Consider the following 21,497-nt stretch of genomic DNA (forward strand, 5'->3'; position numbering starts at 1 on the left):
CTAAATGTTTACGTGATTTATATTTTCATAAGCTTCTTCAGCTTGACTGATTGCCTGTCCGATGCATCGAGCGTATCTCCCGTTTTCAGCAGCAGCTTTAGTCGGCCGTCCGGCGCCGGCGTCATTTTTTCGATGTATTTTATGTTGATGATCTGCGCACGGTTTATTCTGAAAAATACAGCCTCATCAAGCTTTTGTTCTAACAGGTTCAGGGAGCTTTTCAGGAATACATTCTTATTGTCAAAATAAAGCCGCGCATAATTATCCATCGATTCAATTAAATGAACCTTGCTCCAGCTAATAAAGTGGTATTGCTGCCTGTCCTTAACAAAAATCCTGTCATTATTGGGAGTGCTTGTCTTTAACTTTAGTTGCTCCATTGCCTTTGCAAAGCGTTCTTCGCGGATGGGTTTCATCAGGTAATCTATTGCGCTTACCTCAAATGCCTTCACAGCATACTGGTCGTACGCGGTAGTAAATATTACTTGCGGTACCTTATCAAGCGATTCCAGCAGCTCAAACCCTGATTTCTCCGGCATCTGGATATCAAGAAACAGCAGGTCAGGTTGTTTTGACTCGATGAGGTGCTTTGCCTCATCGGCATTTTTTGCTTCGCCAACAATTTCCAGTTCGGGATAGTTTTCGAGTAGTTTCTTGATTTCCTCCCGGGCGTTGCGCTCATCATCAACAATTATTAAAGTTGTTTTTTTCATGCCGATGGAATTATTATGGTGGCTAAAACAACGTCGTTCAAATTATCGCTTATTACAAAACCTGCGCGGCCCTTGTATTGTAATTCCAGTCTTTCTTCCAGGTTTTTAAGGCCAACACCTTTTTGTGAATCATCACTGATTAATTTCCCGGGATTTTGAACAAGAATCTTTACTCCATTAAAGGTTCCTTCCACGCTAATGGTTATCAATCCACCCTCCTTTAGGTTTGCAATACCGTGTTTTATGGCGTTTTCAACAAGTGTTTGAATAGATAGCCTCGGAACTTTAATACCAGCAAGATGCTCATCAAAATGAATCTCGTATTGCAGCCGCTCTTCAAACCTTAATTTTTCCAGCTCAAGGTAATCTCTGACTAAAGAGATTTCGTCCTCCAAGCTTATCAGCATATCATCACCGGTGTAAAGGCTGGTACGTAACAGGTCTGATAACAAATCAATAGCCCTCCGCGCCGACTTAGGATTTTCGATAACCAACGCCTTAATGTTATTTAAGGAATTGAATAGGAAATGCGGGTTTAGCTGGGCAGACAGGTTATTCAGCTGTGCATCGCGCGAAATGATGGCTAACCTGGCATTTTCACGGCTCGTTCTTATTTCCCTTTGCGCGTAGTGGTACATGTGGTAGGCCAGCAACCATATCGACATTAACCTTGTGCCCCCAATAAAGATCGCCTCTCCGTGATCCTTGAAAAATTGGCCATAAGTTTGTGATAAATGGGGCGTAAACCACAACTGGAATAGATATAATTTAACAGTGGTAGCAAGCGTATAAAGAACGCCTAAAGCGATTGCACAAGGGACGATCCGTTTAAGCAGCTGCCCTAAGTTTAAATTTTGAAAACCGTATTTTATAGCAAAGGCGCGATACAAATGCGTAAGCAGGATGTAAATGAATACATCGGTAATAAATTGTAATACGCCCAACAACCAGTTGAAATGACCGCCGGTTAAACCGCGATATTCCCAATACAATGCGGCAACAGACCAGCCAATAAGCTGGCATTTCCAGTAAAGAGATATGGTGATCTTGTTTTTCAATTGCTGCCTTAACTAATATGTTAGCCAAAGCAACGAAAACTATCATCAACTTAAAAGATAAAGTACAGGAGCGAAGTATTTTGGGGATGAACGGGGGGGATTAGAGATTAGAGCTGTTCTCTGAGGCGATTACTTAAAGAGAATTCGGACTAAGTTCCGTTTACCAGCTCAATCATTTCCCTCGTGTTAAAAACACCGATAGCATCGTAATCATTATTAAAATAACACCATGCCTCCGTAATATGTTGGTGTTGTTTAATTTCATCCGTGATTTTTCTCAAAAACTCGATGGAATAACGTGACCTGTATAGATCATGTACTCCGTGGAAGCGATAGTAAACTATGTCAGTATTTATAACTACTTCATCGGGTAATTTGGGATGGCTCATACCACAAAAGGTAATGTTGTGATCGGCCAGTTTTTTATAAACATCATTTCGCCACCAGCTTACATGCCGCAGTTCGAGCACGTTTTTGAATGAGGGATTCAGGCTGTTTATTATTTTGTCAATCCTCTCCTCTGTGTAGTCGTAACTGGGTGGTAGCTGGAACAAAACCGGGCCCAACTTTTCCTGCAGGCCAGCATTAAGGGTATCGTAAAAACTGGTGATAAGATCAGCAGTATCGTTAAATTTTTTATAGTGGGTAATGGCCCGCGGGGCTTTAACGGCAAAGCGAAATTCAGCCGGAGCCTTTTGATACCAGGTTTGTAAAAACGATAATTGAGGGAAACGGTAGAAGGTGACATTTAGCTCAAGTGTACTAAAGTGTTCGCAGTAATAGTCAAACCATTTACGCTGGGGTAGGTTAGCCGGGTAAAATGGCCCCTTCCAATCCCTGTAATGAAATCCCGAACATCCGATATGCCAATCAACCATCTTAATAAATCTTTATTAACAAAGGGGCGGAAGTGTATTTTTGTTTGCAATTTTATCTGTAAACCGGGTTGATCAACTTTTTGAAAGGAAATAAATTCGCACATTTGCATATCTGCACACCGGCAAATTAATATATGCATTTTTTATATCCTGCTTTTCTATTTGCACTGTTAACGCTGGCCATCCCTGTTATTATTCACTTATTTAATTTTCGCAGGTACCAAAAGGTGTATTTCAGCAATGTGCAGTTTTTAAAGGATGTACAGGAGCAGCAATCACACCGCAGGAACTTAAAGGAGCGACTTATCCTGGCGTCAAGATTGCTTGCTTTGGCGTTTTTAGTTTTCGCCTTTGCACGGCCATACCTGCCCGGCAAAAACGCCGCTAACGCCGGTAAGCTACAGGCAGTAAGTATATTTGTAGATAACTCGTACTCAATGCAAACCCTTAACCGCGAGGGTACGCTGCTTGACGAAGCCAAGCGCCGCGCAAAAGAAATTGCATCAGCGTATAATATTAACGATAGTTTTCAATTGCTTACCCAGGATTTTGAGGGCAAGCACCAGCGTTTGCTAAGCCGCGACGAATTTAACGACGCAGTTGATGCGGTAAAGATAAGCCCTCAAAGCCGGAGCCTGCAACAGATCATTAGCAGGCAGCAAGGCTTGCTGGATATGCACCGGGGAGGCGGCAGATCGGTGTACGTAATATCCGATTTTCAAAAAAACATGCAGGGCACACTGTCGGTTAAGGCCGATACCGAGTTAAAGATCAGCCTGGTACAGCTCAAGGCCAATATCCTGCCGAATGTAGCTGTCGACTCCGTGGCCCTGCTAAGCGCCATCCATCGCCCGGGCGAAAGTGAAAAACTGGTGGTGCGGCTTCATAACTATGCAGATAAGCCTGCGGAAAAGATCCCGCTTAAACTTTCAATAAACGGGGAACAAAAGGCTTTAGGTAGTTATACCGTTAAAGCCCGCGCACAACAGTATGATACATTGACATTTTCAGGACTTAAAGCAGGCTGGCAACGCGCTGAAATAACGCTACAGGATAACCCGGTTACATTTGATAACCAGTTTTACTTTTCATTCAACGTAAAACAGCAAATGCCCATCTTATTGGTTGATGGCGGTATAGCAAACAGCTATTTAAAAGCTGTATTCGCATCCGATCCGTTCTTCGCAGCTAATAGGGTAACGGACGGAAACGTTGATTACGCTGCTTTAAATACCTATCCGCTAATTATTTTAAGTGATATAAATGCCATTTCAACAGGTTTGTCGCAACAGTTAAAAGCGTATGTAAGCAAAGGCGGAACACTGGCTGTATTTCCATCTGCGGATGCTGATTTAAATAGCTACCGGTCGTTATTGCAGCCAATGAATGCTGCTTATCCTGAAAAGCTTTCAACCGGGGATACTAAAGTGTCAACGCTTAACCTGCAAAATCAAATTTTTAAAAATATCTTCGAGGGATTTCCTCAAAATCCGGATCTGCCGGTTGTGAAAAAATACTACCAGCTTAGTTCGTCAACAGGCAACCGTGCTGAAAATCTGATGACATTGCCGGGTGGTAAAGCTTTCTGGACGGGTTATGCAAGTGGCAGGGGTAAGGTATATGTTTCTGCCGCGCCTCTCGCTGATGATTTTAGCAATTTGCCAAGGCACGCATTATTTGTGCCGGTGATGTTCCGGATAGCCCTGCTGAGCGGGCATGATCAGCCGTTGTTCTATACCCTTGGTCGCGACAAGGGGATTGAAACGCTGCCTGTTAAAACCAATGAGAAGCAATTGTTAAAGCTGGTAAAAGGTACGCAAAGCATCATCCCTGATACCAGACAACAGGAGGGGAGTACGCTGATATATGTGGCCGATCAATTACACGAAACAGGTACCTACGACCTGAAAAAAGCGGATAGCACTGTTGCAGTGCTGGCTTTTAACGATAACCGAAGTGAGTCGGACCTGAGTTATTTGAACAATACAGAACTAGCTAAGCTGGTGCCGGGCGCAAGCGAAATAATGGAGGGTGGAAAAGGCTCGTTAAAAGGAAATGTAACTGATGCAAATTTCGGCTTACAATTATGGAAACTTTGTATAATTTTGGCATTGATTTTTCTGGGGGCCGAAATACTGCTGATCAGGTTCTATTAAACAAATCAGCGCAGTATAAAGCAACCGGTTTAAATGGATAAAAACCCACCTTTTAAAGCATAGTAAATGAATTTGCTTATAAAATCCGCGACAATTATTGATCCTAACTCTCCCTTTAACAACCAGGTTGCTGACATTTTAATTGAGAAGGGCGTAATAAGCAAAATAGGCCCTGATCTGGAAGCTGATGCAGAATTGATTGAAGCAGAAGGTAAGTATGTATCTCCGGGCTTTTTTGATTTAAATTGCAATATCGGTGAACTGGGCCTTGAAACAAAGGAAGACCTGCACACAGGAACTGCTGCTGCGGCTGCCGGTGGCTTTACCGGGATAGCATTGATGCCAAATACAATTCCCCCGGTACATTCAAAGGCCGAGATTGAGTACCTGATGAACCGCGCTAAAAGAAATTTGGTTGATGTTTATCCTTTAGGTGCTATCTCACACAAACGTGAGGGTAAGGACCTGGCAGAAATGTACGATATGTTTTTAAGCGGGGCCAAAGCGTTTACTGATGGTAACCGCCCCGTGCAGGATGCCGGGCTTATGGAACGGGCACTGTTATATGCACAGGGTTTTGACGCACTGATACTTTCGTATCCCGAAGATACCGCGATAGCAGGTAAGGCTAAGGTTAACGAAGGTGAGATAAGTACTTTGTTAGGTATGAAGGGCATCCCACCATTGGCAGAAGAGCTGATGATTGCCCGGGATCTTTATTTAGCTGAATATACCGGATCAAGAATCCACTTTACAACGATATCGACCACGCGCTCGGTTGAGCTGATAAGAGAGGCAAAACGCAAAGGGCTGGAAGTTACCTGCGATGTTGCTGCGCATCATTTGGTATTAACCGACGAGGCGCTTATGGGCTTTGACAGCCTTTATAAAGTAAAACCACCGCTACGTACCCGCGACGATGTTAATGCTTTACTGAAGGGGCTTAAAGACGGCACCATCGACGCCATAGTTTCACAACATACCCCACACGAAGTTGAATTTAAGGATGTGGAGTTTGAAGTGGCAGAATTCGGTATCATTGGTTTGCAAACAGCTTTTGCGCTTGCTTTAAAGGCCGGGCTTGATCTGGAGCTGATCGTTCAAAAACTGGCCATCAATCCGCGCGAGATCTTAGGCGTTGATACAGCTACAATTGCTGAGGGACAGGATGCTAATATCGTTTTGCTCGATCTGGGCGAGGAATGGGAATACACTAAGCGGAATAACAAATCAAAATCATACAATTCACCCTTTATCGGGGAGAACTTAAAAGGAAAAGTGGTGTTGACGTTAAATAACAATCACCTATATAAACAATAAAAACATGATCGACCAAAAAGTAGAAACAGCCATTGGAGCCTCTTTAAAGGCTTTTTCGAAATATAGTAGCTTCGATGCTACGCCGTTTATTGATGTAATAGGCGAAGTATTTGATTCGGAAGAAGATTTTATGAGTAAAGTTGACATGTTGGATGAGGTGTTTGATGACTATCCGCAATTAGAAGCTTTACGCGAAGTGTTCTTCGACCTGCTGATGATCAATTTCTTTAGCGCTGACGTTAAGAAACTGGAAGAGGATTACCTCGATACGCCTGAATGGGAGGCTATTGAAGAGGAAACGCTTGATCGTGGTACTGAGCTTCTGAACCTGCTGCTTTATCTAAACGAGTGCGAGGATGAGGATATTGAACCCGGACTTGAAGATTATCTAAAAGAATTTTTATTGGTTGATGAAGACGAATTTCAGGATGAATACCGTATTTATGAGCCGGTTATAGCACACCAAATATTAATGGAGAGCCCTGTTGGCGAAATTCATATAGTAGGAGCGAACCTGCCCGAAGATTCAGAATTAAAGGAATTGTTTTACCCGATCATGTGCTTTTTTCAAAACACTGATCCCGCTCCGGAAGTAAAGGAAAGCATTGCAGCTAATGCAATTGACAAGGAATTTGATATGGCTGTGCTGGAGATCCTGGTAAGCTTCAGGTAATAGCATAAAACAATCTTAATAATGAATGATATTGATCAAAGGATAAAGATAAACGGGGTTAAAAACGGGTTGTTGTTGGGTGTTATTGTTACAGCGCTTAGTATAATATCTTATTATTTTATTACAGCGGCTAACCAGTCGCCAGCGCTTTTTGTAGCCGCACCGATATTTTTTTCGGTGTTTATTCCGATTTTTTGTGTCGTGTTTTTCTGCTTTAATTCCCGCAAAAATATAGGTGGTTATTGGACATTTAAACAAGCTACAACAGGAATATTTACAATGTTTATAGTGGCTTATCTGATCCAGTTTGTAGCAAAGGATATTGTTTTTGATAAGTTTATCGAGCCGGGAGGTATTCAAAAAACCCAAATGGCCGCCATTAATGCCAAAGCTACAATTCTGAAGCAAAGAGGCGAGAATCCCAAAGCTGTGGAATCAAATATTGCCGATATGAAAAAGGATTTTGCCCAACAGCAGCATATAACGATTGGCAGTACAATACAGGGAGTAGTAATTTCTATCCTGTTTATATTTCTTTTGGCACTCATATTTGGATCGCTTTTTAAAAAAGATCCGCCATACGCCCAGCCCTCATAAGGCTGAAAATCAATCTTAGCGTTTTTAAAGAATTTGAAAGCAACTGGGTAGCATCCAGGTTGCTTTTTTATGTTTATTCCTTTAAGTTGAATAAATTTATTTACTTTTAAATAAAACTTAAAACCAATCATTAATGGAAACTATCGCACCTACGCCAAGCAAAACGGCCTTTAAATGGGCACTAATTAGCTTTGTGACATCAATTGTTCTTACCTATTTATATCAGTTTTTGAAACTTGATGTAAATTCTCCGGTAAAATATGTTAACTACATCTTTTTTATCACTTTCCTTATCCTAAGTCAAAAAGAGTACAGGGAGCAACTAGGAGGGTTTGTGACTTTTGGCCAGGCCTTTGTTGAAGGCTTGTTATTCTCTGTTTTTTCAGGAATAATGATTGCCATTTTCACTTACATTTATTTTACCATACTAAGCCCGGATGTTTGGGAACAAGCAATGACGGCTTCTCAACAAAAATTGGAGGCAGCAGGTAATCTATCATCTGAACAGATAGAATCAGCAATGGGAATCACCCGGAAGTACGGAGTTATTATAGCTACGGTTGGCGTCATTATTGGTACACCAATCCTGGGCGCTATCATTTCATTAATTGGAGCAGCAATCTTCAAAAAAGAACGTTCTATTTTAGATATCGAACAAGCCAATACTAACTTTTCAGACCCGGTTCAATAATTACTACCAACTTATAACAAAACAGGCCGTCCCTATTATTAAGGACGGCCTGTTTTGTTATAGATTTTTATCGAGGAAAGTTATTTCTTCATCACCTGCCTCACGATATCATTACCGAACACAAATACCATTAATGTTATCAATAGCACGAATCCTACTATCTGGGCGCGTTCTAAAAACTTATCGCTAAGTGGTTTGCCCTTTATCATTTCAACTACCAGGAATAAGGCATGACCGCCATCTAATGCCGGGATAGGCAATAGATTAGTCAATGCCAATACCATGGACAAAAAGCCAACCAGGCTCCAGAAACGGATCCAGTCGATATGAGAACCGAACATGGTTGCTATGGCTACAGGGCCGCTTACAGCCTTATTGAACTTAACTTCGCCCTTGAAAACCTTTCCAAGTCCCTTTGCATTGTCGGTAAAGGTTCCCCACGCCTTGGTAGCACCAATAGGAAGCGAGCCGAAAAATCCGTAGGTTAATCTTTTTGTTTCCGGCAGATCAGCTTTTGGGAAAAAGCCCAGCACGCCTTTGTCGTCTATGTGCGCTTCCTTTTGCAAAACATTACCATTACGTTTTATCGTTATTTGAACCTGCTTATTCTTGTACTGTTGCAGTTGTGCCTGCATTTCATCGAAAAAGCCAATTTTTGCAGTGTTAATAGCAAGGATGCTATCGCCTTTTAATAATCCCGCTTGCTTTGCACCGGAATTTGCAGCGACAGAATCAACCGAAAACTTAAACCTTGGTGATCTGCTGATAAACTGCTCCATCCCCATGTCAGACAGGTCATTAATCAAGTTTCCGGGAACCCTTACATGCAAAGTTTGATCTCCGCGCTGCACGGTAAGATCGGTATTGCCTAATATTACTTCGGTGCTGGTCAACTCCTCAAAACGAACGACCTTTTTGCCATTTATGGCGATTATTTTATCGCCAACTTGCAGTCCCATTTTCTTACCCAGAGAGCCGGGTACAATGCCGTATTTTACGTCGGAATTAGGTGTATAGGTTTCGCCATATTTAATGGTCAATACCCAGAATATCAGGATCCCTAAAAAGATATTTACAATTATCCCCCCAAGCATTACTATCAGGCGCTGCCATGCTGGTTTTGAGCGGAACTCCCAGGGCTGCGGCGGACCGGCAAGTTGGTCGGTATCCATTGATTCGTCAATCATACCGGCAATTTTTACATAACCACCCAATGGCAGCCAGCCAATTCCGTATTCAACACCTTTATAGTTAAATTTAAACAGGCTAAAGTTCCATGCATCAAAAAACAGGTAGAACTTGTCTACCTTAATTCCGAAAGCGCGGGCTGCTAAAAAATGTCCAAGTTCATGCAGGATTACCAAAATAGAGAGGCCCAGGATTAACTGGCCCACCATGATCACTATACTCATTTATATATTTATATTAAAATTGTAATGCCTTTAATGGCATTTGATGTATTAAATTTTGCGCAAAGATGCGTGTTTCTTTATCAGTATTCAAATAGTCTTCCAAATCAGGACTCTTCAAAAAGGCAATGTGTTGCATACATTGTTCAATTACCGAGCTCATGGCTAAAAAGCCAATACTTTTGCTTAAAAAACCGGCTACCGCAATCTCATTTGCTGCATTAATAATACAAGGCATGTTACCACCTTGTTTTAAAGCCTCGAACGCTAGTGCCAAATTACGGAACGTTACCAGGTCTGGTTTTTCGAACGTTAGATTAGGATAGCTGGTAAAATCAAAACGTTTAAAATCATTCTTTACCCGTTTGGGATAAGTGAGCGCGTATTGAATAGGAAGCTTCATATCAGGCAAACCCATTTGCGCTTTTATCGAGCCGTCCCTGAACTGCACCATTGAATGGACGATTGACTGCGGGTGAACGATCACATCAATCTGGTCAGCCGCTAAATCAAAGAGCCATTTCGCTTCAATAACTTCAAGCCCCTTATTCATTAACGACGCGGAGTCAATAGTTATTTTGGCGCCCATTACCCAGTTTGGGTGTTTAAGTGCGTCTTCCCTTGTTACATTTTCTAAATAAGCAAGTGATCTGTTCCTAAACGGGCCGCCAGACGCTGTTAAAATTATCTTTTCAATGGGATTGTTTTCTTCACCCGCTAGGCACTGAAATATGGCAGAGTGTTCTGAATCAACCGGCAGGATCTTAACGTTATGCTTTTTCGCGAGGTCGGTAATCAACTCGCCCGCAACAACCAGAGTTTCTTTATTCGCTAACGCGATATCCTTTCCGGCTTTTATAGCTGCAATAGTAGGCTCTAAACCGGCGAAGCCAACCATCGCAGTTAATACGACATCAATTTCTGAATGTGTTACGGCTTCTATTATTGCTTCAATTCCTGCAAGTACTTTTACATCGGTAGTAGCAAGCGCTTCTTTAACATATTGATATTTGCCTTCGTCGCAGATGATTACGTAGTTAGGGTCGAATTGCAAAGCCTGGCCGATAAGCAGGTCCGCATTGTTGTATGCGGTAAGCAAATAAGCCCTGAAAAGTTCGGGGTTGTTTGAAATGACCTCAAGCGATTGTGTTCCAATACTGCCTGTTGATCCTAAAATAGCTATGGACCTTTTATTGTTGAATTGTTTTATTGTTTTATTGTTGCTCAAGATAATGCTGTGTTATATTGTTTAATTGCCATCGAACTTAAGTTACACCGTTAGTTTTTCGTTAGTAAATTTGATTAGTTGGTGTATTTCTCTGGGCAGCCTTTCAATTATCTCATTAAGTTCAGAAAATAATTCTTCCGGAATCAAATTCCTTGTTTTAGCCTTGCTAAGCCAATCTGTACATTCCTTTGTAGATCCTAAACTATAATAATAGAATTTAACTTTATCCTTCTTATGATACCTTCCAAAACCCTCTGCGATATTTGCAGAAATAGAGTCAGCAGCTGTCACAAATTGCTTACCTACAGTATCTTTGGCAAAATAGTCCCACTTTATAACAATATCCCAAACTTTATTGCTGAAATAAAATGCTGTTTTATAAGAGTTTAAATCGCTTAATTGTAAATATCTCTTTTCCATATATCTATTTTAAATGAATTTACAATAAACAATATAGCAATCTACCAATTCAATAATCAAACTATATACACCTTCAATTCGTCTGCTATCTTTCTATCATTCGAGAGTCTCGGCACTTTATTTTGTCCTCCAAGTTTTCCTTGCGAGCGCATATAATTTATAAAGGTATCCTTTTTTAAGCTTTGGATTATCAAAGGCTGCAAAATGTTACCCTCAATCAGGTCGAAATAGTAAATATTTTTTTGCTGCAGGGCTTTGTCAACTTCAAGTGCAAAAGCTTTAAGGTCAATCGGCGCAGATCCAAACTCGATAAACCATTCATGATAAGGGAGTTGCCCTTGTGATGGGTTTACCTGCGGTGCAACGGTAAACTCAATAATATCAACACCCTGTTGTTTGGCAACACCCATTAATGCCTGTTCAACTTCCTCGCCGATAACATGCTCGCCAAACGCGGAAATGTAATGCTTAATGCGCCCGGTAACTATAATTTTATAGGGGTCTTTCGATACAAATTTGATGGTATCACCAAGACTATATCCCCACAAACCGGCGCTTGTATTTAATATTAAAGCGTAATTCTTATTTAGTTCAACATCCTTAAGGCTGATCCGGGTAGGGTTGTCGTTAAAGAACTCTTCTGTAGGAATGAACTCATAAAAAATCCCTGAATCGACCATCAGTAATAAGCCCTTCTCCCTTTGTGAGTCCTGGAACGCAATAAAGCCTTCGGATGCCGGGTAAGTTTCAATGGTATCAATTGTGAAGCCAATACTTTCCTCCATGCGGGAACGGTAAGGCTCGTAATTAACACCGCCGTACACAAACAGCTTAAAGTTCGGAAAGATCTCCTTTATCTTTTTGCCGCCTGATACTGCCGACAACCTGTCGAAATACATCTGGCACCACGGGGGAATGCCGGAGATGAGGCGCATATCCTCATTTTTGGTTTCCTCAACAATGGCGTCTACCTTTTGCTCCCAGTCGTCAATGCAATTTACTTCATAACTCGGCATCCTGTTTTTTTGAAGGTAACCGGGCACATGGTGAGCCACGATGCCAGACAGCCTGCCGGTTGAAATTCCCGCCTTCACACTTAAAACAGGGCTGCCCTGCAGGAAGATCAGCTTGCCGTCAACAAAGTCGGCGTTGCCTGTTTCATGAATATAGCTTAGTAAAGCGTTGCGCGCGGCTTTGATATGCTCGGGCATGCTTTCCTTTGAGATGGGAATATATTTAACACCTGAGGTTGTGCCGGATGTTTTTGAAAGATAGGCAGGCTTGCCGGGCCATAAAACATTTTTCTCGCCCTTGGTAACGCGGTCAATATACGGTCTTAAATCCTCGTAATCGCGAACGGGAACATTCTTTTTAAACTGATCATAGCTGCTGATCTGGTCAAAGTGATGATCCTTGCCAAAGGCAGTATTCTTTGCCTTGTTGATAAGTTGCTCAAATGTTTTTTGCTGAAGCGCAACCGCATTTTTGCGGAGCTTGTTTAACCCGATATTTACGATAGCGGCAAAAGGTTTGCTTAATGCTGCCTTTAGTCCCATAAGTTAAACCGTTTCGGTAATGTCATCATCCACATCCAAGTGACTGTAAATTAATTTACGATAGGCCACAACTAATAAGATGTTTACAAACGGCACCACAACTACCATCCCAATAATAGTTATCGATCCTACAAAAACCAATGCCTCTATCAGGATGAACAAAAGGAAATATTTTAAGAAGTTACCTTTTATAAGTTGAAAGCTTTGGGCAATCGATTCAAACGGACCGCTGCCATCATCAACGATAAAACAGGTACAAATAGGAAAGTAAAACAGGAAGAAAAATTCAAAGAAAACGCCCACAAGTATGCCAAGCACGTTCTGAATGAAACTTTCATTCATATTTTTAATCAAATTGGTCATAAATACAGCAAGCGTACTTACGATTACCAATAGCGTAAGATAACTGAGCAGCATTTTGATTTTTGGAACAATATCGCGGAATTCGAAATCATAATATTCTCTGTCTAAAAGCTGAAAAACCAACTTTATAAAACCCAGGAATATAAAACTGATGCCTATTAATAACACAAATACGCCAATTGATGCTAAAATTGCATCTGCAAGTATAAAATCGATAACAAAAACTATGGCTCCTATTAAAACGATAGCCAACAAGGAATACACAACAATAGTGGCGAAATTTTTCTTGAAAATATGCCACGCTATGTTGAGCGTTTCTGTTACTGAAAAAGGATGAAACATATGTAATTATGATAGTTTTAATATTACCCGCTTCCAGAAATCCTGCATAAAGCCTAAGCCATAAGCAATTAACTGGATAAAGGATGCTATTAGGCTCAAAAGTGCAATTTTTACCGATTTATTTTTCACCAATGAGTGAAAAAATATCAACAAAATAATAACCGCCAAAATACCATTGCATACTATTGCTATTCGCCAGTTAAATATATTGGCAATAACGGTAAATATCAAACATAAGGTAAACGCTGCTGGAAAAAAATGCACCAGCTTAAGCTCCCCCGGGAAGAACTTGTAAACGTTTATACGGGCTCTGCCAAAAAAATGAAGCTGCTTGTAAAATTGTAAAAAGCTTGTGCGGCGCTTGTGGTAAACTTTGGCTTCGGGTATCAATCCTATCTTAAATCCCATAGAATGAATCCGGATGCTGTATTCAATGTCCTCGCCGGAACGAGTGATAATAAAGCCGCCCGCTTTTTCCCAAACCGCTCTTGAAATACCCATGTTAAAGCTTCGGGGATGAAATTGACCAATGCCTTTTTTATTGCCGCGGATACCGCCGGTTGTAAATGGCGAAGTCATAGAATAACTGATAGCCTTTTGAACCGGCGTAAACGATGGATGAGCGGCATCAGGACCGCCATAAGCATCCAGCCAATTATCAGCCAGCGAATCATTCACTATTTGCAAATAATTTTCGGGGATCAGGCAGTCTGAATCAAAAATCACAAAGTAATCACCTTTGGCGCGCTCAAAGCCATAATTGCGGGTAAAGCCCTGGCCTTCGTTTGGTTTTACAAAATATTTAATATCCAGTTTATCGGCAAAGCTTTTAACGATATCAGCGGCATCATCTTTTGAGCCATCCTCAATCACCAAAACCTCAAACTGCTTATAAGTTTGCAGTACTAAGGTTTCCAGGAGTTCCTTTATTTCCTGCGGGCGATTGTATAGTGGTATAATGATGGAAAAAAACATGGATGTTAGTGAGTGGTTGATTGGGTTGAATAAGTTGATTGTGTTTTATTCCTGCTTTTTATTCTTAAACCCATACGCATCGTCCGTGTAACTTAATCAACCTAATTTAACTTAGTAAACTTATTCAACTCCTAGATAACTTCCTCAACCTGGTATTTATTGCGCTCGGGGGCGCTTCGTGATACCAGTTCGGCTACAAAGCCTGTTAAAAATAATTGAGAGCCTAATATTACTGCTACCAGGGCTATGTAGAAGAGGGGCTGTCCGGTTATATCGCGGTAATGCTCGCCTTTTGCTATGGCGCGCAACTTATCAACTATCATCCAAATAGTAATAATGGTTCCCGCTAAGAAGCTTAATGTGCCCATAGTGCCGAAAAAATGCATCGGGCGCTTGCCAAATTTGCCAACAAAAAATATCGACATTAAATCAAGCAAGCCATTGATAAACCGGCTGATGCCAAATTTGGTTTTGCCATATTTACGCGGGCGATGTTCAACTATCTGTTCACCAATTTTTATGAACCCTGCCCATTTGGCAATAACAGGGATATAGCGGTGCATTTCACCATAAACCTCTATGTTTTTTACAACCGCCTTGCGATAGGCTTTAAGGCCGCAATTAAAATCATGCAGGTTATGGATGCCCGACATGCGGCGCGTGGCCGCATTGTATATTTTTGTAGGGATGGTTTTGCTTAGCGGATCATGACGTTTTGCCTTCCATCCGGATACCAGGTCGTACTTTTCTTCGGCAATGCGGCGGTAAAGCTCGGGGATCTCATCGGGGCTGTCCTGCAGGTCGGCATCCATGGTGATTACTACATCGCCCTGCGTAGCTTCAAAACCCATATTCAGCGCAGCCGATTTGCCATAATTGCGCCTGAATTTGATGCCCTTTATAAAAGGATTACCCTCATTCAGCTTCCTGATCATTTCCCATGAACCGTCGGTACTGCCGTCATCAACCAGGATCACTTCATAGGTAAATCGGTTCTCATCCATTACACGGCTGATCCATGAGGTCAATTCGGGCAATGATTCTACTTCGTCGTAAAGAGGTACTACTACTGATATATCCATGTATTAGGAATGGTGCCGGAGATATAGTTTAGCATCATCCGTATCATCCGCAAAAATATAAAAAAGTTGGGGAATTGGTTACACCGATTAGTTAATGATTGCACGGGCGGTATTTGGTTAAGTTTGCAGTTTTTGTAAAATCTGGTTATCTTTGCAAAAAAATAAAACGATGCAACGCCTTAATTACTTCTGCAAAAACAACTGTATGCGGCCCTTTGGGATGCAACAGGAGAGGTGTGCACCAGGTGTACTCTCTTAGAGTTCAGGTTATCTTAACTGCGAAAAACAACAACATTTATTATTTTTTACCGGATTCAGGTTTAACTAACCTGTGAGTCTGATTGATTAGAATTTTTTATGAACACCTATTATACATTAGAAGAAAAGTACTTACAAGCCACCGATAAGCTGGACTACGGGAAAACGCCCAAAGCGCTGCAATTGCTGAATGAAATTATCAGCAACGACCCGTTTTATGCAAAGGCCCATTATCAGCTTGGCAAAATATACTATTACGACCTGGAGGATCATCAAACGGCGGGCTATCACTTTAAAACCTGCATGGAGCTTGATCCTGCATTCCCGGCTAACTATTTTCATTACTTAAACCTGGTTGTTTTTTTGAACATGGAACCACAGGTAAATTATATCGCGTCAAAGGCATTAACCGTTCCTGGTGTGCAGGCAGCTGATATTTATAACTTGCTTGGGTTGTCTGCCGAAAAAAACAAACAATGGGAAAAGGCTTTGAATGCTTACAATGAAGCATTTGATGCTGTAACCTATAAAAGCCAGCGCGAAAAAATTGAAGATAGTATTGAGCGCGTTAAGGCTAAAATACAAAGGAGCAAGGCTTATCAGTATACGCTAGTTGAATGATTGCCCTGATTAGAAAAGATTACACCGATTGATTCAATCGGTGTAATTATCTTAAAATCTGTAATCGTCTCCCAATACGCGGTTATTATTATAATCACTTTTTATATTTTATTTTCTTTAAATAAGAGGGCAATATAATATATGGTTCGGGAATATATTATTTGAAGTGTTTGAAATTAAATTCCGATTATTGTGAATTTTGTGAAATTTTAATCTTTATATGTCTATTTGTATAAAATTATGAAGAAGTGTAATTAAACCATTGTCACGCTTTCCTGTCCTAACTGTATAAAATTTATGATTATGAAAAAGCTAACAATATTATCAGCAATAGCATTAAGCGGTTTGTTTTATAACAGCGCTAATGCACAAATAAGGGTGAGTGTGGGTTTACATTTAGGGCTCCGTCCTGTAACTTACGTACCGGCTACTGAGGTGGTTGAACAAGCACCAGTATATGATGAAAACGACCAAGTTTATGATGATAGCAACGATGACGACTATTATTACCTGCCTGATGTAGACGCTTATTATAACGTTAACGCTCAAAGCTACTATTATTACAATGGCGATAACTGGATCACCTGTACTTACTTACCCGGCGCTTACCGTAACTATGACTGGAGAAGCGCCCGCAGGTTCGAGGTACATGCAAACCGTCCGTATATGCGTAACGATTTCTACAGGTCAAGGTATAACGGCCATGAAATAGCTGAATGGAGAAACTTTAATAGGAATAACCATTATGGCAGAGATGAGCATTTTAACCGCGATGCGTACAGGGGAAATGATAACCGTTTTGACAACAGGGACAACAGGTTTAACCGTGATGCATACAGGGGAAATGATAACCGTTTTGACAAATTGACAACAGGGACAACAGGTTTAACCGTGATGCATACAGGGGAAATGATAACCGTTTTGACAACAGGGACAACAGGTTTAACCGTCTGCAAGCTCAAAGAGGAGACTATAATCGCTTCGATAATAGGGGGCAGGATAACAGGTTCAGTCAGCCTAACCAAAGCCGGGGAAATGACAGAGGGCAAAACGAACGTCCATCAACTCAAAACAGTGGCTACCGTAATCACGACAACCACGGAGGTGATGAACACTTTACCCAAAACAACCAACAAAATAACCGCCCTATTTTTGTAAACCACAGGCAGGGCAGGTTTTAAAAGAGAATGTTTGTCAATTAATTATATAATGAGAGGAGCCACCGCAAGGTGGCTCTTTCTTTTTAAACTAAGATTTTCAGGAAACGGAGTTTTCAAGATTCTAAAACAAACCTGGCGAAGCAGTTCTTAAAATCCTTTTTTTCTTAAAAATCTTAGTTCGAGTAGCTGCTCGCAATATTCAATAAATCAATAGCGCCGCTAGTAAGCTTAAGCTGTGTTGACTTAACAAGGTCATCCAATTGTTTAAGGTTTGTTGCACTCGCAATTGGAGCGGTAATTCCGGGCCGGGCCATTATCCAGGCCAGTGCCACGCCTGCAGGTGTTGAATTAAACTCAGCGGCTATCTTGTCAAGTCCGGCTAAAATTTTGTAGCCCCGCGGGGTAAGAAAGTTTTTCACGCCCGTACCACGACTGCTTTGCGATAAGTCGTTTTCTGAGCGATATTTTCCTGTTAAAAAGCCGCTTGCTAATGAATAATAGCTAATTACGCCAACGTTCCTCTCGCGGCAAACAGATTCAAGTTCCTTTTCATAGTATTCACGGCTGTATAAATTGTATTCAGGCTGGAGGCATTCATACGAGGCAAGTCCGTTGTCTTTACTTACCTGTAAAGCTTCCTTTAGTCTAATGCCATCGTAGTTTGATGCGCCGATGGCTCTTACCTTTCCCTGTTTTATAAGGTCTGTAAATGTTTCAAGAGTCTCCAGCAATGGAGTGTCTTTGTCATCATCATGCGATTGATAAAGATCGATATAATCCGTTTGCAGTCGCTTTAGTGAAGATTCAACTGCCTGGGTGATGTATTTGCGCGAAAGTCCCTTCTTGCCGTCACCCATCGGTTTCCCAACTTTGGTGGCGATAATAACTTTATCACGTTTGCCTGATTTTTTTAACCAATTACCGATAATGGTTTCAGATTCGCCGCCTTTATTACCAGGCACCCATTTGGCGTACACGTCGGCGGTATCAATAAAATCCAGGCCTGCGTCAACAAAGGCATCCAATATTTTAAAGGATTCCCTCTCGTCTATTGTCCATCCAAAAACATTGCCGCCAAAGGCTAAGGGATAAACTTTTAATCCTGAATTTCCTATTTCCCGTTTTTCCATATCAATATTTGATTGTAATTATACCACCTGTTGGGCCAGCTCGTCAATCCAGCTATTTAAATAAGGTTCGGTACCCGCAATACGTACCCAATTGCCTTCGTCGTCCTTTGCGATGATAAGATGAAGACTATTATCTATCGATTCAAATTCATAGGCATTTGAATATCCGTCAAAATCTACCTGGGTAACTGTTCCGTCAACAGGATAGTCAGACCCTGTAAGTACTGCTGCAAATTGTTGTTTCATAAATTAGTTTATAAATGTAATTGGTATAACTTCATTTGGCTTAAATTGTGTGTCATATTTTGGTTAATATCTGTTTTTTGATTTAATAGCGAAACCGGGACTGTAAATAAGTATTGCCTATCTTTACCGGAGTGGAAAATATAACACCCGATTCGAAGATCCTAATTGAAATAGTACAAACCAGGATGCCATTTGGTAAGTATAAAGACACCCTGATAAGTGATATTCCGGTGTCGTACCTTGAGTGGATGCATAGCAAAGGCTTCCCGCCGGGCAAATTAGGAATGATGCTGGCAACGGTTTACGAGATCAAGATTAATGGATTAACGGAGATCTTGTTTAAGGTAAAGAGGGCATTAAGGCGTTGATTGAGTTGTATTAGGTTGGATTTAGTTTATTAAGTTAAAGTAGATTGTAAGGTTTTACATTTCGTTGCGACTAAGTGATAAATGAAATACATTAACTCATCCAACCAAATCAACTGAATACAACTCAATCAACTACGAAAAACAACTTTACGCCCCAATGACCATCCAACAAAACATCATCAACGTATATTTACTTATAAACTCAAAAAATAGTATGAAACGAATTATTTTATATGTTACTGCAATTCTGTTATTTGCAGGATGCGTAAACGGCCAGCCTGATCCAAAAAATGATTTTGCTGCTTTGCCAAAGCCCGGCGCGGGCGAGGCCGTAGCCACTTTTGGCGGCGGCTGCTTCTGGAGCATGAGTGAGGCCATGTCTGAATTAAGGGGGGTAAACAAAGTTATCTCCGGGTATGCTGGTGGTACTGCTAAAAACCCAAGTTATGAAGATGTAAGTTCACGTACTACAGGCCACGCTGAATGTGTGCAGGTGTATTATGATCCTAAAGTAATCAGCTATGCAACTTTGGCAAATGCGTTCTTTTTCGCACATGACCCAACTGAGCTTAACCGCCAGGGGCCTGACGTGGGAACAGACTATCGTTCAATAGCTTTTTATCGTACCCCTGAAGAAAAGAGCGTGCTGGAAGCCACGATCAAAAAGATAAATGATAGTAAGCACTACCCGGAACCTATTGTGACACAGGTTGTCCCTTACAAAGTGTTTTATGCTGCTGAGAAATATCACCAGGGATACTACAGGCTTAACCAGGATAATCCCTATATAGCCAGCGTATCTGTGCCCAAGGTTATGAAATTCAGGAAAGCCGAAAAGGCAGAGCTGAAAGCGGAATTCGCTAAATAGTTGATTAGAGACTGGTTAATTAGAGATTAGTTGACTTAAAGTCGGAGACCAGCGATAGATTTAACTAATCTCTGGTCTCTAATCTCTAATTAACTAATCTTCAACGACTGCACGGAGCATCAATGCTCCAACGGTAACATTGGTTCTGCTGTCAATAATTATAGCGCCACCGTTGGCTTTGTTGTTTTGGTATAGATCAAACGCCAATGGATCTGCAGTTTTTATGATGATGCGGCCGATGTCATTGAGCTTAAAGTCTTCATTAAATTCCTTTTCAAGTGTGTTGATGTTCACTTTGTAGAGGATCTCCCTGATCTTGCAGCGTGTTACTTTGCTGTTATGTTGTATAAAATAGGTAAGTGTAGGGTCCAAAGCACGGGTGTCCATCCAGCACAAATCGGCTTCAATTAGTTGCGAAACTTCAGGCTGGTATTCAGTGTTTACCAAAACATCACCGCGGCTGATATCAATCTCATCCTTTAAATGGATAGTTACCGACATGCCGGCTACAGCTTCTTCCGGTTCTTGATCAAGCAATTCAATTTTTTCAATAGTTGAATGGAAACCCGATGGGAGCACAGTTACTTTATCATTTACCTTAAATGATCCGCTGGAAACACGGCCGGCATAGCCGCGGTAATCATGCAACTCTTCTGTTTGCGGCCTTACCACCCATTGCACCGGGAAACGGGCATGTGCAGTACTATCATCAACTTCAAGCTCGATAGTTTCTAAAAATGGCAATAGGCTTTTGCCTTCATACCATTTCATGTTCGATGAAGCATGAACAATGTTATCACCTTTTAAGGCGCTTACGGGGATATATTTTACATTTGTAAGGCCCACTTTATAAGCAAGTGCTTTATAATCATTCACGATGGTTTCGTAGATCGCCTCACTGAATTCAACCATATCCATTTTATTGATACAAACCACCACTTGTTGTATGCCCAATAAGGAAACCAGGTAGGAGTGACGGATAGTTTGCTCGATCACCCCTTTGCGGGCATCTATCAAAATAATAGCCAGGTTAGCATTCGACGCACCAGTAACCATATTACGGGTGTACTGAATGTGTCCCGGGGTGTCAGCAATAATGAACTTGCGCTTTTCGGTTTGAAAGTATTTGTAAGCAACATCAATGGTAATACCTTGCTCACGTTCAGCCTTAAGGCCGTCAGTTAAAATTGCAAGGTCAACGCTGCCGTCATCGTTTTTACGGTTTGAACTGTGCAAAGCTTCCAGTTGGTCAGCAAGAATAGATTCACTGTCGTACAGTAAACGCCCTATGAGGGTGCTTTTACCATCATCCACACTGCCTGCTGTTATAAATTTTAATATATCCATTGTTTGTATTTCGGAATTCAGATTTTCAATTTCGGATT

Annotated in this window: 22 protein-coding genes; 9 read left to right on the forward strand and 13 right to left on the reverse strand. The window is 41.2% G+C overall.

All coding sequences use genetic code 11. The annotated features are described in order from the left end of the window. Positions 1-17: 17 nt before the first annotated feature. The 3 genes from KXD93_RS22855 to KXD93_RS22865 all read right to left on the reverse strand — a co-directional run bounded on the left by KXD93_RS22855 (position 18) and on the right by KXD93_RS22865 (position 2,649). Positions 18-713: a LytR/AlgR family response regulator transcription factor gene (locus KXD93_RS22855; RefSeq protein ID WP_258139698.1), complete on the reverse strand. Its 696-nt coding sequence runs from the start codon at positions 711-713 to the stop codon at positions 18-20. Continuing rightward, positions 710-1,771: a sensor histidine kinase gene (locus KXD93_RS22860; RefSeq protein WP_258139699.1), complete on the reverse strand. Its 1,062-nt coding sequence runs from the start codon at positions 1,769-1,771 to the stop codon at positions 710-712. The genes KXD93_RS22855 and KXD93_RS22860 overlap by 4 nt, the downstream gene beginning before the upstream one ends. 149 nt (positions 1,772-1,920) lie before the next feature. Beyond that, on the reverse strand, positions 1,921-2,649 hold the full coding sequence (locus tag KXD93_RS22865) for a DUF72 domain-containing protein (protein ID WP_258139700.1): 729 nt from the start codon (positions 2,647-2,649) through the stop codon (positions 1,921-1,923). Positions 2,650-2,783: 134 nt separating this feature from the next. Between KXD93_RS22865 and KXD93_RS22870 the strand changes: the two genes are divergently transcribed. The 5 genes from KXD93_RS22870 (at position 2,784) to KXD93_RS22890 (ending at position 8,086) form a co-directional block, all read left to right on the forward strand. After that, the gene (locus tag KXD93_RS22870) at positions 2,784-4,805 is read left to right on the forward strand and encodes a BatA domain-containing protein (RefSeq protein WP_258139701.1); all 2,022 of its coding nucleotides are present in this window, start codon (positions 2,784-2,786) and stop codon (positions 4,803-4,805) included. A gap of 66 nt (positions 4,806-4,871) precedes the next feature. Further along, a complete protein-coding gene (locus KXD93_RS22875) occupies positions 4,872-6,125 on the forward strand; it encodes a dihydroorotase (protein ID WP_258139702.1) in 1,254 nt (417 codons plus the stop codon). A gap of 4 nt (positions 6,126-6,129) precedes the next feature. After that, positions 6,130-6,798 (forward strand): hypothetical protein, encoded by a 669-nt coding sequence (locus KXD93_RS22880; RefSeq protein WP_258139703.1) that lies wholly within the window; start codon positions 6,130-6,132, stop codon positions 6,796-6,798. Between the two features lie 21 nt (positions 6,799-6,819). Continuing rightward, positions 6,820-7,395: a DUF4199 domain-containing protein gene (locus KXD93_RS22885; RefSeq protein WP_258139704.1), complete on the forward strand. Its 576-nt coding sequence runs from the start codon at positions 6,820-6,822 to the stop codon at positions 7,393-7,395. A 133-nt stretch (positions 7,396-7,528) separates the two neighbouring features. Then, positions 7,529-8,086, forward strand: a complete 558-nt coding sequence (locus KXD93_RS22890) for a DUF4199 domain-containing protein (protein ID WP_258139705.1) — start codon at positions 7,529-7,531, stop codon at positions 8,084-8,086. An 80-nt stretch (positions 8,087-8,166) separates the two neighbouring features. On the opposite strand, the gene rseP is transcribed toward KXD93_RS22890, so the two are convergent. The 7 genes from rseP to KXD93_RS22925 form a co-directional block, all read right to left on the reverse strand. Next, positions 8,167-9,498: an RIP metalloprotease RseP gene (gene rseP, locus KXD93_RS22895; RefSeq protein ID WP_258139706.1), complete on the reverse strand. Its 1,332-nt coding sequence runs from the start codon at positions 9,496-9,498 to the stop codon at positions 8,167-8,169. 13 nt (positions 9,499-9,511) lie between these two features. Further along, a complete protein-coding gene (locus KXD93_RS22900; protein ID WP_258139707.1) occupies positions 9,512-10,723 on the reverse strand; it encodes a 1-deoxy-D-xylulose-5-phosphate reductoisomerase in 1,212 nt (403 codons plus the stop codon). 42 nt (positions 10,724-10,765) lie between these two features. Continuing rightward, a complete protein-coding gene (locus KXD93_RS22905; RefSeq protein WP_258139708.1) occupies positions 10,766-11,143 on the reverse strand; it encodes a four helix bundle protein in 378 nt (125 codons plus the stop codon). 56 nt (positions 11,144-11,199) lie between these two features. Further along, the gene (locus KXD93_RS22910) at positions 11,200-12,699 is read right to left on the reverse strand and encodes a GH3 auxin-responsive promoter family protein (RefSeq protein ID WP_258139709.1); all 1,500 of its coding nucleotides are present in this window, start codon (positions 12,697-12,699) and stop codon (positions 11,200-11,202) included. Positions 12,700-12,702: 3 nt separating this feature from the next. Beyond that, on the reverse strand, positions 12,703-13,404 hold the full coding sequence (locus KXD93_RS22915) for a hypothetical protein (protein ID WP_258139710.1): 702 nt from the start codon (positions 13,402-13,404) through the stop codon (positions 12,703-12,705). A gap of 6 nt (positions 13,405-13,410) precedes the next feature. Continuing rightward, on the reverse strand, positions 13,411-14,379 hold the full coding sequence (locus KXD93_RS22920; protein WP_258139711.1) for a glycosyltransferase family 2 protein: 969 nt from the start codon (positions 14,377-14,379) through the stop codon (positions 13,411-13,413). Between the two features lie 131 nt (positions 14,380-14,510). Next, entirely contained in the window at positions 14,511-15,461 is a 951-nt protein-coding gene (locus KXD93_RS22925) for a glycosyltransferase family 2 protein (RefSeq protein WP_258139712.1), read from the reverse strand. A gap of 357 nt (positions 15,462-15,818) precedes the next feature. On the opposite strand from KXD93_RS22925, the gene KXD93_RS22930 reads away from it, so the two are divergent. Both KXD93_RS22930 and KXD93_RS22935 read left to right on the forward strand, forming a co-directional pair. Then, positions 15,819-16,340, forward strand: a complete 522-nt coding sequence (locus tag KXD93_RS22930) for a tetratricopeptide repeat protein (protein WP_258139713.1) — start codon at positions 15,819-15,821, stop codon at positions 16,338-16,340. Between the two features lie 303 nt (positions 16,341-16,643). Next, complete coding sequence (locus tag KXD93_RS22935; RefSeq protein WP_258139714.1) at positions 16,644-17,498, forward strand: hypothetical protein; 855 nt, start codon at positions 16,644-16,646, stop codon at positions 17,496-17,498. 175 nt (positions 17,499-17,673) lie between these two features. Here the strand turns inward: KXD93_RS22935 and KXD93_RS22940 are convergent, their stop codons facing one another. Together KXD93_RS22940 and KXD93_RS22945 are read right to left on the reverse strand one after the other, a co-directional pair. Beyond that, the gene (locus KXD93_RS22940) at positions 17,674-18,630 is read right to left on the reverse strand and encodes an aldo/keto reductase (RefSeq protein ID WP_258139715.1); all 957 of its coding nucleotides are present in this window, start codon (positions 18,628-18,630) and stop codon (positions 17,674-17,676) included. Positions 18,631-18,648: 18 nt separating this feature from the next. Next, positions 18,649-18,876: a hypothetical protein gene (locus KXD93_RS22945; RefSeq protein WP_258139716.1), complete on the reverse strand. Its 228-nt coding sequence runs from the start codon at positions 18,874-18,876 to the stop codon at positions 18,649-18,651. A gap of 131 nt (positions 18,877-19,007) precedes the next feature. Here KXD93_RS22945 and KXD93_RS22950 point away from each other — a divergent pair, with 131 nt between their 5' ends. Both KXD93_RS22950 and msrA read left to right on the forward strand, forming a co-directional pair. Continuing rightward, a complete protein-coding gene (locus KXD93_RS22950) occupies positions 19,008-19,244 on the forward strand; it encodes a DUF3820 family protein (RefSeq protein ID WP_258139717.1) in 237 nt (78 codons plus the stop codon). A gap of 214 nt (positions 19,245-19,458) precedes the next feature. Next, positions 19,459-20,112, forward strand: a complete 654-nt coding sequence (gene msrA / locus KXD93_RS22955) for a peptide-methionine (S)-S-oxide reductase MsrA (protein ID WP_258139718.1) — start codon at positions 19,459-19,461, stop codon at positions 20,110-20,112. Between the two features lie 93 nt (positions 20,113-20,205). On the opposite strand, the gene KXD93_RS22960 is transcribed toward msrA, so the two are convergent. Continuing rightward, a complete protein-coding gene (locus KXD93_RS22960; RefSeq protein ID WP_258139719.1) occupies positions 20,206-21,459 on the reverse strand; it encodes a sulfate adenylyltransferase subunit 1 in 1,254 nt (417 codons plus the stop codon). Between the last annotated feature and the right edge of the window lie 38 nt (positions 21,460-21,497).

The sequence above is a fragment of the Mucilaginibacter phenanthrenivorans genome (assembly GCF_024721155.1).
GTDB classification, from domain to species: Bacteria; Bacteroidota; Bacteroidia; order Sphingobacteriales; family Sphingobacteriaceae; genus Mucilaginibacter; species Mucilaginibacter phenanthrenivorans.

Bases quoted from the DNA above. Each gene is read 5' to 3' on its own strand.
- KXD93_RS22920 (WP_258139711.1), bottom strand. From the start codon at position 14,379: ATGTTTTTTTCCATCATTATACCACTATACAATCGCCCGCAGGAAATA.
- KXD93_RS22915 (WP_258139710.1), bottom strand. From the start codon at position 13,404: ATGTTTCATCCTTTTTCAGTAACAGAAACGCTCAACATAGCGTGGCAT.
- KXD93_RS22940 (WP_258139715.1), bottom strand. From the start codon at position 18,630: ATGGAAAAACGGGAAATAGGAAATTCAGGATTAAAAGTTTATCCCTTA.
- KXD93_RS22910 (WP_258139709.1), bottom strand. From the start codon at position 12,699: ATGGGACTAAAGGCAGCATTAAGCAAACCTTTTGCCGCTATCGTAAAT.
- KXD93_RS22875 (WP_258139702.1), top strand. From the start codon at position 4,872: ATGAATTTGCTTATAAAATCCGCGACAATTATTGATCCTAACTCTCCC.
- KXD93_RS22855 (WP_258139698.1), bottom strand. From the start codon at position 713: ATGAAAAAAACAACTTTAATAATTGTTGATGATGAGCGCAACGCCCGG.
- KXD93_RS22925 (WP_258139712.1), bottom strand. From the start codon at position 15,461: ATGGATATATCAGTAGTAGTACCTCTTTACGACGAAGTAGAATCATTG.
- msrA (WP_258139718.1), top strand. From the start codon at position 19,459: ATGAAACGAATTATTTTATATGTTACTGCAATTCTGTTATTTGCAGGA.
- KXD93_RS22930 (WP_258139713.1), top strand. From the start codon at position 15,819: ATGAACACCTATTATACATTAGAAGAAAAGTACTTACAAGCCACCGAT.
- KXD93_RS22945 (WP_258139716.1), bottom strand. From the start codon at position 18,876: ATGAAACAACAATTTGCAGCAGTACTTACAGGGTCTGACTATCCTGTT.
- KXD93_RS22880 (WP_258139703.1), top strand. From the start codon at position 6,130: ATGATCGACCAAAAAGTAGAAACAGCCATTGGAGCCTCTTTAAAGGCT.
- KXD93_RS22885 (WP_258139704.1), top strand. From the start codon at position 6,820: ATGAATGATATTGATCAAAGGATAAAGATAAACGGGGTTAAAAACGGG.
- KXD93_RS22905 (WP_258139708.1), bottom strand. From the start codon at position 11,143: ATGGAAAAGAGATATTTACAATTAAGCGATTTAAACTCTTATAAAACA.
- KXD93_RS22935 (WP_258139714.1), top strand. From the start codon at position 16,644: ATGAAAAAGCTAACAATATTATCAGCAATAGCATTAAGCGGTTTGTTT.
- KXD93_RS22870 (WP_258139701.1), top strand. From the start codon at position 2,784: ATGCATTTTTTATATCCTGCTTTTCTATTTGCACTGTTAACGCTGGCC.
- KXD93_RS22960 (WP_258139719.1), bottom strand. From the start codon at position 21,459: ATGGATATATTAAAATTTATAACAGCAGGCAGTGTGGATGATGGTAAA.
- KXD93_RS22865 (WP_258139700.1), bottom strand. From the start codon at position 2,649: ATGGTTGATTGGCATATCGGATGTTCGGGATTTCATTACAGGGATTGG.
- KXD93_RS22890 (WP_258139705.1), top strand. From the start codon at position 7,529: ATGGAAACTATCGCACCTACGCCAAGCAAAACGGCCTTTAAATGGGCA.
- rseP (WP_258139706.1), bottom strand. From the start codon at position 9,498: ATGAGTATAGTGATCATGGTGGGCCAGTTAATCCTGGGCCTCTCTATT.